At 72.1% G+C, this 15,233-nt stretch carries 14 protein-coding genes; 8 read left to right on the top strand and 6 right to left on the bottom strand.

Annotated elements, in window-relative coordinates:
• Positions 1 to 84: 84 nt before the first annotated feature.
• From ACZ4AA_RS32645 to ACZ4AA_RS32635, 3 genes are all read right to left on the bottom strand, one after another.
• A complete protein-coding gene (locus ACZ4AA_RS32645) occupies positions 85 to 972 on the bottom strand; it encodes an oxygenase MpaB family protein (RefSeq protein WP_467610777.1) in 888 nt (295 codons plus the stop codon).
• A gap of 139 nt (positions 973 to 1,111) precedes the next feature.
• The gene (locus ACZ4AA_RS32640) at positions 1,112 to 2,062 is read right to left on the bottom strand and encodes an ornithine cyclodeaminase family protein (RefSeq protein ID WP_467610775.1); all 951 of its coding nucleotides are present in this window, start codon (positions 2,060 to 2,062) and stop codon (positions 1,112 to 1,114) included.
• The gene (locus tag ACZ4AA_RS32635) at positions 2,059 to 2,850 is read right to left on the bottom strand and encodes an IclR family transcriptional regulator (protein ID WP_467610773.1); all 792 of its coding nucleotides are present in this window, start codon (positions 2,848 to 2,850) and stop codon (positions 2,059 to 2,061) included. The genes ACZ4AA_RS32640 and ACZ4AA_RS32635 overlap by 4 nt, the downstream gene beginning before the upstream one ends.
• 161 nt (positions 2,851 to 3,011) lie before the next feature.
• Here ACZ4AA_RS32635 and ACZ4AA_RS32630 point away from each other — a divergent pair, with 161 nt between their 5' ends.
• The 4 genes from ACZ4AA_RS32630 to ACZ4AA_RS32615 all read left to right on the top strand — a co-directional run bounded on the left by ACZ4AA_RS32630 (position 3,012) and on the right by ACZ4AA_RS32615 (position 7,469).
• Entirely contained in the window at positions 3,012 to 4,349 is a 1,338-nt protein-coding gene (locus ACZ4AA_RS32630) for an amidohydrolase family protein (RefSeq protein ID WP_467610771.1), read from the top strand.
• Entirely contained in the window at positions 4,346 to 5,425 is a 1,080-nt protein-coding gene (locus ACZ4AA_RS32625) for a dipeptidase (RefSeq protein ID WP_467610769.1), read from the top strand. Before ACZ4AA_RS32630 ends, ACZ4AA_RS32625 begins: the two co-directional genes overlap by 4 nt.
• Before the next feature lie 209 nt (positions 5,426 to 5,634).
• Positions 5,635 to 6,984 (top strand): transaminase, encoded by a 1,350-nt coding sequence (locus ACZ4AA_RS32620; protein WP_467610767.1) that lies wholly within the window; start codon positions 5,635 to 5,637, stop codon positions 6,982 to 6,984.
• 44 nt (positions 6,985 to 7,028) lie between these two features.
• Complete coding sequence (locus ACZ4AA_RS32615; RefSeq protein ID WP_467610765.1) at positions 7,029 to 7,469, top strand: Lrp/AsnC family transcriptional regulator; 441 nt, start codon at positions 7,029 to 7,031, stop codon at positions 7,467 to 7,469.
• Between the two features lie 15 nt (positions 7,470 to 7,484).
• Here the strand turns inward: ACZ4AA_RS32615 and ACZ4AA_RS32610 are convergent, their stop codons facing one another.
• Positions 7,485 to 9,680 (bottom strand): FUSC family protein, encoded by a 2,196-nt coding sequence (locus ACZ4AA_RS32610; RefSeq protein WP_467610910.1) that lies wholly within the window; start codon positions 9,678 to 9,680, stop codon positions 7,485 to 7,487.
• 257 nt (positions 9,681 to 9,937) lie between these two features.
• On the opposite strand from ACZ4AA_RS32610, the gene ACZ4AA_RS32605 reads away from it, so the two are divergent.
• Complete coding sequence (locus tag ACZ4AA_RS32605) at positions 9,938 to 10,609, top strand: GNAT family N-acetyltransferase (RefSeq protein WP_467610763.1); 672 nt, start codon at positions 9,938 to 9,940, stop codon at positions 10,607 to 10,609.
• 76 nt (positions 10,610 to 10,685) lie between these two features.
• On the opposite strand, the gene ACZ4AA_RS32600 is transcribed toward ACZ4AA_RS32605, so the two are convergent.
• A complete protein-coding gene (locus ACZ4AA_RS32600) occupies positions 10,686 to 12,140 on the bottom strand; it encodes an MFS transporter (RefSeq protein WP_467610761.1) in 1,455 nt (484 codons plus the stop codon).
• A 182-nt stretch (positions 12,141 to 12,322) separates the two neighbouring features.
• On the opposite strand from ACZ4AA_RS32600, the gene ACZ4AA_RS32595 reads away from it, so the two are divergent.
• On the top strand, positions 12,323 to 12,778 hold the full coding sequence (locus tag ACZ4AA_RS32595) for a MarR family winged helix-turn-helix transcriptional regulator (RefSeq protein ID WP_467610759.1): 456 nt from the start codon (positions 12,323 to 12,325) through the stop codon (positions 12,776 to 12,778).
• Between the two features lie 130 nt (positions 12,779 to 12,908).
• Entirely contained in the window at positions 12,909 to 13,472 is a 564-nt protein-coding gene (locus ACZ4AA_RS32590; RefSeq protein WP_467610757.1) for a 3'-5' exonuclease, read from the top strand.
• A gap of 67 nt (positions 13,473 to 13,539) precedes the next feature.
• On the opposite strand, the gene ACZ4AA_RS32585 is transcribed toward ACZ4AA_RS32590, so the two are convergent.
• A complete protein-coding gene (locus ACZ4AA_RS32585; RefSeq protein ID WP_467610755.1) occupies positions 13,540 to 14,133 on the bottom strand; it encodes a DinB family protein in 594 nt (197 codons plus the stop codon).
• 328 nt (positions 14,134 to 14,461) lie between these two features.
• Between ACZ4AA_RS32585 and ACZ4AA_RS32580 the strand changes: the two genes are divergently transcribed.
• A complete protein-coding gene (locus tag ACZ4AA_RS32580; RefSeq protein ID WP_467610753.1) occupies positions 14,462 to 15,166 on the top strand; it encodes a beta-glucanase in 705 nt (234 codons plus the stop codon).
• The last annotated feature ends 67 nt before the right edge of the window (positions 15,167 to 15,233 follow it).

Here is a 15,233-nt window from a genome sequence, read left to right as displayed (position 1 = left end):
GACTTGGTACCGGGTCGGGGCGGCGGAGGTCGGGCCGCCCGGGCGGGCGGCCTGGCGCGGGCGCCGCTCGTGCGAGCGCGCCCCTCACCCCGCCGCTCGGACGGCTCGCGCCCGCTGCGGCGCCATCGCCCAGCGCACGGCCGAGGTGAAGGCGCAGCCGAGCGGACGGACGCACACGCTGTCCACCAACCCAAGCCGGGGCAGGCGGAGTTCGGACGCGGCCCAGGAGGGCAGCAGGGACACCGCGTTCGCGGCGAGCACTCCGTAGGGCAGCCGGGCGACGAGCGGCACCGGCGGGTTCAGCAGCAGGAAACGCGCGGCGTCGCGGGCTTCGGGCGTCGCCCGCACCTCGCGACGGTAGGCGGTCAGCCGCTCGGCGAGCCCGGCACGGTTCGTGGGCGGGTCGAGGACGCCCAGCGCGGAGGCGACGCGGGCGGTGTCCGCCACGTACGCGTCGCAGTCCGCCCCGGACAGCGGCCGTGCGCCGTAGCGCTGGTGCGCGCGCAGGAAGCTGTCGACCTCCGCGACGTGGACCCAGCCGAGGAGGTGCGGGTCCGCCGCGTGGTACGGCGTTCCGTCCGAGGTCACACCGCGCACCCGCTCGTGGACCGCCCGTACCCGGTCGCAGGCGTCCTGGGCGCTCCCGGCCGTCCCGTACGTCGTGACGGCGAGGAAGGTGCTGGTGCGCTGGAGTCTGCCCCAGGGGTCGCCGCGGAAGCCCGAGTGCGCGGAGACGGCGGCCATGGCGAGCGGGTGCAGCGACTGGAGCAGCAGCGCGGAGAGGCCGCCGATGAACATCGACGCGTCCCCGTGCACGGTACGGATGGGGCGGTCGGGGCCGAACCACCGCGGTCCTGGCGTGCCGTGGATACGGGCGCGGTTCTCCGGGCCGTCCGGACCCGCGACCCGCGTGAACAGGGCGCTGCCCAGCCGTTCCCGTACTCCGCCGCCGTTCGCTCCGGTGCGTTCCATGGGGCGTCGGCCTCCCTTCGCGTCCCGTTCCGCCGGGCCCGCGGTCCGTCCCGGACCGGCGGGAATGGCGGTGGCACCTTCAGCATGGTCGAACCGGGGGAGGAAAGTCCACGGGCCCGCCGGACCCCCGGGCCCCGGCTCACATGGCGACGCGGGTGCCCCACGCCTTCGCGCGGGCCACGGCGTCGGCGACATGGGCCGCGGCGACGTCGAGCGCGGCGTGGCCGGTCGACTTGAACAGGGTGAGTTCGCCGTCGTCCCGCCGGCCGGGGTGTTCGCCGCCCAGGACCGAGCCGAGGAGTGTCACCTCCCGGTCGGGCGCGAGACCCTGGAGTTCGTGGGCGCCGGAGGGCGGCGGGGTCGTGGCGGCGCCGGGCCACTCCGCGAAGAGGGCGGCGTCCCGGACGGTGTCGGCGTCCAGCTCGGGCCCGTGGGAGCCGCCGACCGAGCTGATGTGTGTGCCGGGGGCGAGCCATGGGCGACGGAGGACCGGACGCACGGCGCCGGTGCAGCAGAACACCGTGCCGGCGCCTCGTACGGCCTGCTCGATGCTCTCGACGGCACGGCCGGCGGGGTGGAGCGCGGCGGCGCTCGCGGCGCGCAGGCGATCGCGGCCCGCGACGGTGACGGGGGTCGCGGGGTCCACGGCCGCCAGCAGCGTGATCTGGGCGCGTGCCTGGGCGCCCGTGCCGATGACGGCGACCCCGTCCGCGTCCGGTCGGGCCAGGGCGCGGGCGCTGAGGGTGGCGGTCGCCGCGGTACGGATCTCGGTGAGGGGCTCGGCGTCCATGAGGGCCAGCGGGCGGCCGTCGGTCTCGTCGAAGAGCGCGACGATGCCCCGGTGACTGCTGCGGCCGGCGCGCTCCGGGTCGGCGAACACGGAGACGAGCTTGGCCGCGAGCCCGAGCCCCGGCACATGACCGGGCATCGCGCCGAGCAGGCCGTGCGGGGTGTGCGCGGCGATCCGCGGCGGCACGGAGACCTCGTCCCGCCCGATGGCGACGAGGGCCGTGGCCACGGCGTCCAGGACGCGGTGCGGATCGAGTGCGGAGCGCGTCTGCGTTCCGTCGAGGAAGAGGATCTCGCTCATGCCGGGCCTTCGGTGGACGGGGCGGGGGAGGTGGGTCCGGAGGCCGGGGCGCCGGAGAGGATGTGTGCCAGTTCGTCCGTGGCCTCGCGCAGTCGCTCGCGCAGTCCGGGAAGGCGGGCCTCGCCGAAGTCCGGCCCCAGTCCGACCAGGGTCAGGGCGCAGACGGGCGCGCCGGGCCGGGTCACCACGGCACGGGCGAGCGAGGCGACCGGCTGTTCGTTGCGCCCGTACTCGACGGCGAATCCGGTGCGTTCGGCTTCCTCGATGTCCGACAGCAGCCCGTCGGGTCCCTCCAGCGGGAACCCGGACTCCTCGGCGGCGCGCAGGTAGGGGATCCGGTCGGCGGTGGCGAGCGCCGCGACGAGGGCGAGCGGTCCCGCGAACCGGTGGACGGGCAGGGCCTGTCCGGTCAGACTGCTGATCATCGCCAGCCTGTCCGGCCGTACGACGTCGATCACGCGGGAGCGGTCGACCTCGGGCACCTGGAGGTTGACCATCATGCCGGTGCGCTCGGACAGGGCCGCGAGAACCGGCCGGGCCAGCGCGCCGAGCGAGTTGCGCGCCGCCGAGGACGACAGTTGAAGGACCGCCGTGCCGGGCAGGTAGCGGTCGCCGGCGCGCAGCACCCAGCCGCGCCGGACCAGGTCGACGAGCACGCGGTAGGCGGTCGCGCGATGCAGGCCGACCTCCTCGGCGAGGTCGGTCAGACGCGGCGGCTGCGACGCGCGGGCCACGGCCTCGACCAGGTCCAGGGCCTTGTCCACCGCGGTGCGGGGTGCCTCGGGCAATTCCGGCCCCTCCTTGTGACGTCGTGAGATGCGAGCGTACGGTAGCGCATGTTGCGAGAGACGATACCTCTGTTACGTAGAGCGTAACAAGATGATCCACGCGGCCGATCGGACCGGGCGGAGCCACCGCCGAACCGGACACAGCTACCACTGAGGTGAAGATGACGGACGAGACTTCGGGCGCACCGGCCCCGCACGCGCCCGCGGTGACGGGAACCGTCGCGGTCTACCGCGGCGCGACACTCTTCGACGGAACCGGCGGCCCGGTCCGGGGCTCGACCTCGATCGTGATCGACGGCCCGGTCATCCGTGCCGTCGGCGACGACGCCGAGATCGCCGCGGACCTCCCCGCCGACGCCCAGGTCTTCGACCTCGACGGACGCTTCGTCATCCCCGGTCTGATCGACGCCCACCAGCACATCGCGACCCCGCCCGACCGGCCCGCCGCCGAGGCGGTGCTGCGCCGGCTCGTGCACAGCGGGGTCACCGCCATCCGGGACATGGCCGACGACCTGCGCCAGGTGGGCGACCTCGCGAGGGCGACGCTCGTCGGCGAGATCCCGGGACCCGACATCCGCTACGCCGCGCTCATGGCCGGACCCGGCTTCTTCGACGACCCGCGCACCCACCAGGTGTCCCAGGGCGAGACGCCCGGCGCCGTGCCGTGGATGCAGGCGATCACCGAGGACACCGACCTGCGGATCGCCGTCGCCCTCGCGCGCGGCACGCACGCCTCCGCCGTCAAGGTGTACGCGGATCTCGACCACGCCACCGTCGCCGCCATCACCGCGGAGGCGCACCGCCAGGGCATCCCCGTCTGGGCCCACGCCACCGTCTTCCCCGCCTCGCCCGGCGAGATCGTCGCGGCCGGCGCCGACAGCGTCTCCCATGTCACGCTGCTCGCCTTCGAGGGCACGGACGAACCCCTGACCAGCTACAAGACCAAGCCGAAGGTCGACCACGAGCGGTTCGCCGCCGGGGACGACCCCCGCGTCGAGGAACTGTTCGCCCTGATGCGGCGACGCGGTACGGTCCTCGACGCGACCGCGGGCATGTGGGCGAGCGAGGCCCTCGCGGGCGAGGGGCCCGAGGACGCGGCGCGCGCGGCGGCCAATACCGAACTCGCCGCCGTTCTCACCGCCCAGGCCCACCGCGCCGGTGTGGAGATCGCGACCGGCACGGACTACGAGACCGATGCCGGGGAGCCCTTCCCCGCCCTCTACGACGAACTGGCGTTCCTCGTGCGCCGCTGCGGGATGTCACCCGCGCAGGTGCTGCGCTCGGCCACTTTCGTCGGTGCGCGGAGCGCGGGCGCCGAGGACGTCATGGGCAGCGTCGAGGCGGGCAAGCTCGCCAACTTCGTGGTCCTGGAGGACGATCCGCTGCGGGACATCGCGAACCTGCGCAGCCTCACCCTGACCGTCAAGCGAGGCCGGCGTTTCGAACGCCGGGACTTCGACGGCGCCGCCGTGACCCACCCCGTCGAGGAGACCCGATGACCGACCTCCCCATGATCATCAACGCGCTCGGGCAGCTCGACAACCCGAACGCCCCCCAGTCGGCCGAGGCCGCCGCGCAGTTGAACCCCTCCAGCGAGCAACTGACCGTCGACGCCCGCACGTTGGCCGACGCCCACGCCTCCGGCCTGACCGCCGTGAACATCACGCTCGGCTACACGATGGGCGACCTGCCGCCCTACGAGCACACGCTGCACGAGATCGACGTCTGGGACGGGATCATCCGCGACAACGCGGCCGACCTGCTCAAGGTCCGCACGGCGGCGGACATCCGGCGGGCCCGGGACGAGGGACGGATCGGCGTGATCTACGGCTTCCAGAACGCCGTCGCGGTCGGCGAGGACACCGGGCGCATCGCCACCTTCGCCGAGCGCGGCGTCCGGGTCGTCCAGCTCACGTACAACCAGGCCAATCACCTCGGCGACGGCTCCATGGCGCCGGAGAACCGCGGTCTGACCGACTTCGGCCGCAGCGTCGTCGAGGCCCTCGACGAGCACCGCCTCATGGTCGACCTCTCGCACAGCGGTGAGCGCACCTGCCTGGAGGCCGCCAAGGTGGCGCGGCGCCCCGTGTCGATCAACCACACGGGCTGCCGCGCTCTGGCCGACCTTCCCCGCAACAAGACGGACGAGGAGCTGCGCCTGGTGGCCTCGCGCGGCGGCTTCGTGGGCATCTACTTCATGCCCTTCCTGAACGTGTCGGGTCACGCGACGGCCGCCGACGTCGTGGAGCACATCGTCCACGCGGTCAATGTGTGCGGCGAGGACCATGTCGGCATCGGCACCGACGGCACGGTGACGTCCATCGACGACCTCGACGCCTACCGCGCGCATCTGGCCGAGCACGTGGCCCTGCGCCGCCAGGCCGGTGTCGGCGCGGCGGGCGAGCGCGACGACACGCTTCCCTTCGTCCTCGACCTGCGCGGCGTGGACCAGTACCGCGACCTCGTCCGGCTGCTGGAACAGCGCGGCTTCGGCTCGGAGCGCATCGAGAAGATCCTCGGCAGGAACTTCCTGGACTACGCCGACCGGGTGTGGGCCCCGGAGGTGTCCCGCTAGCCGGATCCCGGCCCGGTGGGCACGCGAGGGTGACAACTGATTCGAGCGCGATGACGCTCGAATCAGTTGTCAATACAGTCGAATCGAGCGTCGGACCTTGCTTTGGTTCCGTATACGTTCGTACTCTTGCTGTATCCGTTCGCCGACCGTGCCCGTCGACACCGGGTCGACCGGGCCCGGCGATCGCGTCCACCCCAGAGGAGCCCTCGATGGACCGCACCCGCCTTCAGCAGCTCCTGGCGCGTGAGAGCGCCGAGGCCGAGCGCCGCAACCCCCGGTCCAGGGCCGCGTACGAACGCGCGGAGCACCTGTTCGGCAGGGTTCCGATGACCTGGATGAACAAGACCGCCGGGGCCTTCCCGCGCTATCTGGACAGCGCGCGCGGAGCCCGTGTCACCGACATCGACGGCCACGGGTACATCGACTTCTGTCTCGGCGACACGGGCGCGATGGCCGGTCACTCGCCCGAGGTCGTGGCCGAGGCGGTGCGGACCCGGTTCGCCGAGAGCGGCGGCGCGACCGCGATGCTGCCGACCGAGGACGCGGAATGGGTGGGCGCCGAGCTCACCCGCCGCTTCGGGCTCGCGCGCTGGAGCTTCTCGCTCACCGCGACCGACGCCAACCGCTGGTCCATCCGGCTGGCACGAGCCGTCACCGGCCGCCCGAAGATCCTGGTGAACAGCTACAGCTACCACGGCAGCGTCGACGAGTCGCTGATCGTGGTCGGCGCGGACGGGCACGGCGAGGCCCGCCCCGGAAACGTCGGCGCGCCGTGCGACGTCACCCTCACCAGCCGCGTCGCGGAGTTCAACGACCTGGCGCAGCTGGAGCGCGAGCTCGCCCACGGCGACGTCGCCGCCGTCCTCATGGAACCCGCGCTCACCAACATCGGCATCGTGCTGCCCGAGCCGGGCTATCTGGAGGGCGTCCGCGAACTGACGCGCCGGTACGGAACCCTGCTCATCAACGACGAGACGCACACCTTCTCCGCCGGGCCCGGTGGCTGCACCGCCGCCTGGAACCTGGAGCCGGACATGCTCACCATCGGCAAGGCCATCGGCGGAGGGATCCCGGCCGGCGCGTACGGGCTGTCGGCCGAACTCGCCGACAAGCTGCTCGGCCGCGCCGATCTCGACCTGGTCGACATGGGCGGCGTCGGCGGCACCCTCGCCGGAAACGCCCTCTCCACCGCGGCGACACGCGCCACCCTGGAACACGTCCTGACCGACGCCGCGTTCGAGACGATGGCGCAGCTGTCGGAGCGCTTCGAGGCCGGGGTGCGGGCGGGCATCGACAAGTGGAGCCTGCCGTGGTCGGTGAGCCGCCTCGGGGCCCGTACGGAATACCGGTTCGCCGATCCCGCGCCGCGCACCGGAACGGAATCGGCCGCGGCGGCCGACACGGAACTGGAGGACTTCCTCCACCTCTACCTCGCCAACCGGGGCATCCTGCTGACCCCCTTCCACAACATGGCGCTGATGTGCCCCGCGACCACCGAGCAGGACGTGGACCGGCACACCGAGGTCTTCGCCGCCGCCCTGGCCGAACTGGCGGGCTGAACGGCGCCGATACCCTGTGACCGGGTCAGCCGGAGAGGAACAGCGTGGACGAGATCGACCGGGCCATCCTGCGGGAACTTCAGATCGACGGCCGTATCGCCTATGCCGAACTCGGCCCGAAGGTCGGGCTGTCCGCCTCGGCGGCCCGCCAGCGCCTTCAGCGCCTGCTCGACTCGCAGGCGGTCCAGGTCGTCGGCGTCACCGACCCGATGGGCATGGGCGGACAGGCGATGGCCCTGCTCGGCATCGCGGTGGACGACGACCCGCGTGAGGTCGCGGACGCGCTGGCCGAGCGGCCCGAGGTCGTCTACTCGGTGCTGACCTCGGGCGGATTCGACCTGTTCGCCGAGGTCGTCTGCCCGGGGCCGCGGGATCTGCTGGACTTCGTCAACGACGTCGTACGGCAGATCGAGGGCGTCCGGCAGGTGCAGTCGTTCCCCTACTTCGGGATCCACACGCACCGGTTCCTGTGGAACGTGGGCTGAGCGCCTGCCGCGGCACTACCGCGCCGCACTCCCGGCCGTCTCCTTCTTGGCGGGCGTGGAGATCCGTACCCCCAGGGGCCTGGCCAGACCGATCACGCCTTCGTCCAGGCGTTGCAGATGACGCAGGACGCGGCCCGTGACGCGGTCGTGGCGGGGCGAGTCCGGGATCTGCGGCTCCAGCATCGCGGCGAGGCTCGCCCCGGTCTCCGCGACCCCGTCCGCGGCGTCCGCCGCCACCCGGGCGACGAGGACGTCGATGTTGTGGCTGATCCGGCGGCCCGCCAGCTTGAGCCGGGGATCAGCGGCGACCGACCTGCTGTAGGGGAGGAGTTCGGCCGTCGCCGCCAGCGACCGCGCGTGATAGGCGCACGTCTCCAGGAGCGCGACGATGTAGCGGGCGGTCTGACGGCGGGCCCGCCACGGAGTGATCGGATGGGTCAGCGGTTTGGTGGAGCCCCGCAGATTGTCCAGCGCCGTGTCGAGATCGCGCGCCTTGTCCAGCAGATCGAGCGAGATGCCGCCGCTCAGCTGCTCCACCGCCGCCGCGGTGACGTCCCCGAGCCGGACGAGCACGGCGGCGAGCAGTTCGTCCGTACGGCGGTCGGTGTGCACCGGCAGGACCAGGACGGCGGCGACCATCCCGCAGACGGCACCCAGCGCCGTCTCCTCGATCCGCAGGACGAGCACCGCGGGACTGTAGGTGTTGAGCACGGTGTAGAGCAGCCCCAGCATCGCCGTCACGAAGAACGACATCAGCACGTACGACACCGGTGCCGTGAAGTACATGGCGAAGATGAACAGCAGGACCAGCGTGAACGCCGTCCAGGTGTGGTTGCCCACCACGCCGGCCAGGATGACACCCGCGACCACGCCGAGGACCGTGCCCAGCAGCCGGCGATAGCCCTTGACCAGGATCTCCCCGGTCGACGAGGTGTTCAGGAAGACGACCCAGCAGGTCAGCACCGCCCAGTACCACCGCTGCGGGGAGAGCAGTTCCCCGCCGACGATGGCCAGCGTCGAACCCACCGAGACCTGTACGGCGGCACGGGTCGTGGGCCGGTCAAGACCCGTGGGGTGGGGGTCGTCGTGCTTCTCCTCGGCGGCGATGGAGGCGTCCTCGGCGTCCAGCTCCTCGCGGGAACGCTTCGTCTCGGGGGAGTCGTCGCTCTCGTCCTGGGGGCCGTCGAGCGCCAGCCGCAGGCCGAGGGCCGCCCGGGCCGCCTCTCCGATACCGCGGAAGACGTCCTGCACGGCCGCCGGGGCGTTCGGCAGGTTGTCCTCCTCCCGGTAACCGAGCAGCCGGTTGCGCAGCTGGGCCACCCCGGTGCCGTGCTCACCGGAGACCGGGCCGGCCACCAGCACCCGCAGGGCTTCGAGATCGCGGTGCAGCGTCGCGATGGTGTCGTCGCGCTCCTGGAGCCGGTCTCCCGGCGCGGGTAGCGGCGCGTGCGGCAGATGCAGGGCGAGCGTGTCCGCCTGCTCGGCGCTGCGCGCGGTGAGGATCAGGATGCCGAGGCGCTCGGCGGCGATCTCGGCCTCGGCGACCCTCCGCTGGAGCAGCGAGGCGCTCGCGCCGTCGGAGGTTCCCTCGTCCAGCCGGTCCTGGATCATCATGGCGCTCTCGTGCAGCCGCGCGGTGTGCAGCCGTACGTCGTCCAGGGCCTTCTCGACGTCGTCGCGATCGGCGTCGAGCAGGTCGATCTGGACGGAGACCAACTGGGCCACACGGGCCCGGAAAGCCTTGCGGAGCCTCTTGAGGACCCGCTCGGTCGACTCGGCGACCACGCCGAAGCGGACCACGGCACTGCACAGGAAGGCGATGACCAGCGCCGCGCACAGGGAGGCCAGGGTGGAGTACCCGGCTCCGCCGAACAGGGACAGGAAGTAGATCTGGAAGGCGATCAGTCCGAGGGCCGTGCCGCGGTCGCCGTAGCGGCGGCAGTAGACCGCGACGAAGATCAGGGCGATGAAGCACACGTCGCCCGCCAGCGTATGGGTGCTGAGCACGGCGCCCAGCGACATCGCCGCGAGGGCCACCGGCAGCCCGAGCGCGAGGGTGACGGCCTGCTCGCCGCGGTGCTTCTCCTTGATGGAGAAGGTGGCGACCATCGCCGTCATGGCACCGCTCACCATGAGGCCGGGACCGGCCCCGCGCATGCCGAGGACCATGAGAGTGAGGGCGATCGCGCCGACCGTCCGCAGTCCGGCCATGAGCCGCAGCAGGCCCGGGTCGGATGCCACGAACCGGTTCCAGATCGCCGCTCGATTCGGCCGTGTCACTGTCCTCACGCTGCCGTCGTTCCTGCTCCCAGGTCATGATCCGGTACTTCAGCATGGCATCAAGCGGCGCCCCGCGCTCACTGTCCGGTCCGGAGCGCGGCGCGCCTCCCGCCTCCCGCGGACATCCTTGCGGGGCGCCGGTGCGCGGACCCTTGTGGGAGCGCTCCCAAGGCGTCAGGATGCCGCCCATGAACCCACCGCCGAGCATTCGCGCCTACCGGGCCGCCGACCGTGCCGCCGTCGCCGACGTGTGCGTGAGCACCGCGGACGAAGGGGGTGACTCGCGTGCGCTGTACCCCGACGAGGAGCTGATGCCGGCGCTCTTCGCCGAGCCCTACTGCGTCCTGGAGCCCGGGCTGGCCTTCGTCCTGGACGACGGGTCCGGCCGGGCCGTCGGCTATGTGGTCGGCACCGGCGACACCGCGGAGTTCGCCGCCCGGTTCCGGGAGACCTGGATCCCGCGCGTCGCGCACCGCTATCCCGTCCCCACGGCGCCGCCCCGCACGCCCACCGAGGCGATGATCGGGCTGCTGCACACGCCCGAGCGCATGGTCCTGCCCGAGCTCGCCGGCTATCCGGCGCACCTGCACATCGACCTGCTGCCCGACTTCCAGCGGCGCGGTCACGGCAGAGCCCTGATGAACACCCTCCTCACCGCGCTGCACGACCGCGGGGTGCCCATGGTCCACCTGGGCATGGTCACCGCGAACAGGCCGGCTCGGGCGTTCTACGACCGGCTCGGCTTCCACGAGATCCCGGTGGCCGACCCAGGACCGCTCACCTACCTGGGCAGGCGGACTGAGGTGGAGGGGCCGAGCGGTGCTCCGGGGCGCGGCTCGGCGGGCGCCCTGGCCACCTGACGCGGCGCGAGGGTGTGCCGGCGCACCGGCTCCGGCGGGCCAGGGGGCTGCCGGAGCCGGTGCGGGGCCGTGGGTCTCAGCGGGTCGCGGCGGCCGTTTCCGGCTCGGTGCTCGGGCCTGCCTTGTCGGCTCCGGCGGCGGCGCGGACCGCGGGGATCACCGCGGCGATGGCGGCGGCCACCAGGGCGACGCAGCCGCCGACGACGAGACCGGTGCGGAACCCGCCCTCGGAGGTGAAGGTGTAGCCGGCCGCGCTGGTCGTCATCTGGGCGAGGATGACCCCGATGACCGCCGAGCCGACCGAGGTGCCCAGCGAGCGCATCAGCGTGTTGAAGCCGTTCGCGGCGGCGGTCTCGGAGAGCGGGACCGAGCTCATGATCAGGGCCGGCATCGAGCCGTAGGCGAGACCGACGCCACTGTTGATGACCATGCCGGTCAGCATGAGACCCCAGGGCGTGCCCATCAGGGCCAGCGCGAGACCGTAGCCGAGCGCGATGACGAGGACACCGCAGACCAGGGTGAACTTCGGGCCGCGGGCGTCCGTCAGCTTCCCGCCGAGCGGCGAGACGATCATCATCATGATGCCGCCGGGTGCCATCCACAGGCCCGCCGCGAGCATCGACTGGCCGAGTCCGTAGCCGGTGGCCTCGGGGAACTGGAGCAGCTGAGGGATGATCAGCATGCTGGCGTACATGCCGAAGCCGACGAAGATCGAGGCCGCGTTGGTGAACAGCACCCGGGGGAGGGCGGTGGTGCGCAGGTCGATCAGCGGGTCCTTGGTCCGCATCTCCCAGACGCCCCAGGCGATCAGGACCGCGACGGCGGCGACGAAGAGCCCGACGGTCGTCGCGGACCCCCAGCCCCAGTCGGCGCCCTTGGAGACGCCGAGCAGCAGACAGACCAGGCCCACACCGAGGCCGAGCGCGCCGAGGACGTCGAAGCGCTGACCCCTGGCACCGGCCGGCACGTCGGGGACGAGGAACCAGATCAGCGTTCCGATCGCCACGGCCAGCACGGCCGAGCCCCAGAACAGCACGCGCCAGTTCGCGTACTGGGCGACCGCGGCGGAGATGGGCAGACCGAGGCCGCCGCCGATGCCCATGGACGCGCTGACCAGCGCGATGGAGGAGCTCAGCTTCTCCGCCGGCACCACGTCACGCAGCAGGGCGATGCCCAGCGGCACCATGCCCATGCCCATGCCCTGGAGACCCCGTCCGACGATCATCGGGACGACGGACGAGGAAAGCGCGCAGACCACGGAGCCGACCACGAGCGGGACGGAACAGGCGAGCAGCATGCGCCGCTTGCCCAGCAGGTCGCCCAGGCGGCCGGAGACCGGGACGCAGACGGCCGCGACCAGCAGGGTCACGGTGATCACCCAGGCGGAGTTCGCCGGTGTGGTGTGCAGGATCTGGGGGAGCTCGGCGATGAGCGGCGTGACCAGCGTCTGCATGATCGCCGCCACGGTGCCGGCGAAGGCGAGCGTGGCGACCACGCCGCTCGCTCGGGCGGAGGGCTGGGGGGCGTCCATGGGGACTCCTCGGGGCTGTCTGCGGGCAAGGGATGTGCATCGTACATGTCGTATGCATCACGCATGCTGTATGGCTCATGCATGTGATGTGGCTTGTGCATGCGTATGTGGGAGCATGGGGCCGGGTCGCACCGCTCCGCGCGGGACGCGCGGCCCAGGTGACAGCGGGAGGCGGCAGGCGGATGGTCAGGCCCACACACGAGGTCGAGTACGAGCAGATGCTGCTCAGCCGCCATGGATGGATGAACCACAGAGGCGGCCGCACCAAGGACGGCGTCCTGGAGCGCAGCGCCTACATCCTGCTCAGCCGCATCCGGATCCAGGGCCCGATGTCGATCGGTGAACTGAGCGACGCCTTCGGGCTCGACGCCTCCACCCTCAACCGGCAGACCGCGGCGGCGATGCGCGCCGGGCTGGTCGAGCGGATCGCCGACCCCGACGGCGGCATGGCCCGCAAGTTCCGCATCACGGACGAGGGAGCGCGGCTGCTCGACGAGGAGCGGCAGGGGCTCATCAGTTCCCTGGACCGTGTGATGGCCGAGTGGCCGGAGGAGGACATCGCCGCCTTCGCCTCCTACCTCCGGCGTTTCAACACCGACATCGAGCGCATCGGCGGACGCCCCTGGCCGCGCCCCTGAGTCGCGCTCCGGCCCGCCGTCATGCCGAAGTCCCGCACGGCGCCGTCACGTCCGATCCCGGTGGCCGGCCGGCGCGGCGGAGCGGAAATCCCGGTGCGGGCCCGGTGCACTCCCTTCTACGCTCACCCGCATGAACAGTGCCGGGGGACTCCTGAACGTCGTCGATGTCGAGGCCACCTGCTGGGACGGCCCGCCGCCGCCCGGAGCGGTGAGCGAGATCATCGAGATCGGGCTGACGGTCGTCGACCTGGATGAGGGAGTCCGGGTGGCGAAGCACCGCCTCCTGGTGAGGCCAGCCCGCTCGACCGTCGGCGCGTTCTGCACCGAACTCACCGGGCTGACACAGGGCGAGGTCGATCAGGGCCTCACCTTCGCCGAAGCCTGCCGTGAGTTGGCCGCGCTGCACCACACGGGGCGGCGGCCGTGGGCGAGTTGGGGCGACTACGACCGTCACCAGTTCACCCGTCAGTGCGCCGCCACGACCACCCCGTACCCCTTCGGCCACCGGCACACCAACGCCAAGGCGGCCTTCACCACCGCGCACGGGCTGCGGAGACGGCCCGGGATGGCAGAGGCACTGCGTCTGGCCCGGCTGCCGCTGGAGGGAAGACATCACCGGGGCGAGGACGACGCGTGGAACATCGCCGCACTCGTCCTCGACCTCGCGGGGAGCGGGAGTTGGCCGGACGCCTGACGGCCCCGGCACCCGGGACGCGTTCCCGGAGCGACGGCGCGTACGAGCGGGTGGTCAGCCCCCGTCGTCACTCGTCCTTGCCGGCGTCCAGGGCCGCCTGTTCCAGCCGGGCCTTGTAGTCCTCCCACCATGCCCGGCCACCCGGCATCATGCTGTCGTTCTCCTCGCTCATCCCGACGGCGCCGTCGATGAGTTCGCGGATGATGTCCGCGTGCCCGGCGTGCCGCTGGGTGTCGGCGATCACGCGGACGACCGCGTGATGCAACGTCACCTCGTCCTTCCCGGCGGGCCACCACGGCACCGTGCCGGTCGTCTCCAGCGGCAGCGCGTCGATCGTCGCGTCCGCGTGGGCCCACGCCCGGCGGTAGAGCCCCACGATGAACGCGCGTGACTCTTCGGCGGTGGCCCACATGTCCCCGTTCGTCTCGCCCGCGTGCTCCATCCAGGGCAGTGGCTCGGCCGACGGCCGCCCGAACGTGGCGCCGAGGTAGCCCAGTTCCATGGTGGCCACGTGCTTGACCAGACCGAGGAGATTGGTCCCCGTGGGCGTGAACGGACGGCGGATGTCGTACTCCGAGAGACCGTCGAGCTTCCACACCAGGGCGTCACGAGCCGACTGGAGATAGCGGTGCAGGTCGGCCTTGGAATCCGGTGAAGTCATGGCCTCCAGTCTGCCGTCGACGCGACCCCGGGCCGTGGCTTTCCCGCGTTCGAGGCCGACCGGGATCGAGTCGGGTCACCCGACGTGAACACCGGACCGGCGCACGGGGACCCGGGCCGGGGACGCCGTCCGCCGTTGGCGTCGTCCACGGCGGGTGTCGTGCACCGTTGGCGCCGTGCGCCGTGCGCCGCGGCCGCTGTGCGCCGGAGTACGGCCGGTTCACCCCGATGGGTTGTTTTGTGGCGGGTTGTCGGGAACGGGGCGTGGACGACTCCGGGTCGGGGAGAACCTGAGGCGTACGCGAAACGCCGTCATCGAGGAGTGCCGCGTGTCCGATGTCGTCTTCACGGCGGATTTCGCCTCGCCCCGGCAATGGGTCGCGGGCCATTCCTGGGCCTATCCCGACGGCGGTCCGGTCAATCCGGACGACGGGAAACTCGACCATCTGGTGACCGACCCCGCCTACTGCCGGACCGGCCGTTTCCGGGCCACGCGCAGAGCGGACGGCGACTGGGACGCGGGCCTGCTGACCACCGAGGGCAGCCCGGACGGCTTCATGGTCCGTACGGGGGACGTGCTGGAGACGCGGGTCAAGCTGCCGACGGTGACCGGGGCCTGGCCGGCCGTCTGGACCTGGCGGGACGGCGGTCAGGAGATCGACGTCTTCGAGTACCACCCCGACAACCCGGACCTGCTGGAACTCTCCAACCACGTGCGCAACACCCACCGTTACTACCGGAACCAGGCCATCCGGCCAGGTGGCTGGGTCGACATCATGGTTGAGTTCGGTGCCCACGGGGTGGTGTGGTGGGTCAACGGGATCCAGGCCTTCGACGACCGGCGCGGCGTCGGCAGATCCTGGCACGCCTATCTCATCGTCAACCTGTCCGTGTGCGCCGGGCGTTACCACCCGCCGCCGCCTCCCACGGCCTCAGAGATGGACTTCGAGGTGACCCGTCTCAGGGTCCGCAGACCCCCGGTCGACCGGCCGTTCCCGGCGACGACGGAGTACGAGGTCGACCTCCTCGACTGACCGGCCTCGCGCGTCCGACCGGGAATCCGTCCTCGGCTGGTGCATCCGTCCGGTCACCCGACGCGGA

It is taken from the genome of Streptomyces sp. NPDC024698 (assembly GCF_055559015.1).
The sequence above is the reverse complement of the archived record's forward strand: the minus strand, read 5'-3'. Positions and strand labels throughout refer to the sequence as shown.

What these genes read in the sequence shown, in the direction of transcription:
- ACZ4AA_RS32645 (WP_467610777.1), bottom strand. Translation starts at nt 972, where the DNA reads ATGGAACGCACCGGAGCGAACGGCGGCGGAGTACGGGAACGGCTGGGC.
- ACZ4AA_RS32640 (WP_467610775.1), bottom strand. Translation starts at nt 2,062, where the DNA reads ATGAGCGAGATCCTCTTCCTCGACGGAACGCAGACGCGCTCCGCACTC.
- ACZ4AA_RS32630 (WP_467610771.1), top strand. Translation starts at nt 3,012, where the DNA reads ATGACGGACGAGACTTCGGGCGCACCGGCCCCGCACGCGCCCGCGGTG.
- ACZ4AA_RS32625 (WP_467610769.1), top strand. Translation starts at nt 4,346, where the DNA reads ATGACCGACCTCCCCATGATCATCAACGCGCTCGGGCAGCTCGACAAC.
- ACZ4AA_RS32620 (WP_467610767.1), top strand. Translation starts at nt 5,635, where the DNA reads ATGGACCGCACCCGCCTTCAGCAGCTCCTGGCGCGTGAGAGCGCCGAG.
- ACZ4AA_RS32610 (WP_467610910.1), bottom strand. Translation starts at nt 9,680, where the DNA reads ATGGCCGGACTGCGGACGGTCGGCGCGATCGCCCTCACTCTCATGGTC.
- ACZ4AA_RS32605 (WP_467610763.1), top strand. Translation starts at nt 9,938, where the DNA reads ATGAACCCACCGCCGAGCATTCGCGCCTACCGGGCCGCCGACCGTGCC.
- ACZ4AA_RS32600 (WP_467610761.1), bottom strand. Translation starts at nt 12,140, where the DNA reads ATGGACGCCCCCCAGCCCTCCGCCCGAGCGAGCGGCGTGGTCGCCACG.
- ACZ4AA_RS32595 (WP_467610759.1), top strand. Translation starts at nt 12,323, where the DNA reads ATGGTCAGGCCCACACACGAGGTCGAGTACGAGCAGATGCTGCTCAGC.
- ACZ4AA_RS32590 (WP_467610757.1), top strand. Translation starts at nt 12,909, where the DNA reads ATGAACAGTGCCGGGGGACTCCTGAACGTCGTCGATGTCGAGGCCACC.
- ACZ4AA_RS32585 (WP_467610755.1), bottom strand. Translation starts at nt 14,133, where the DNA reads ATGACTTCACCGGATTCCAAGGCCGACCTGCACCGCTATCTCCAGTCG.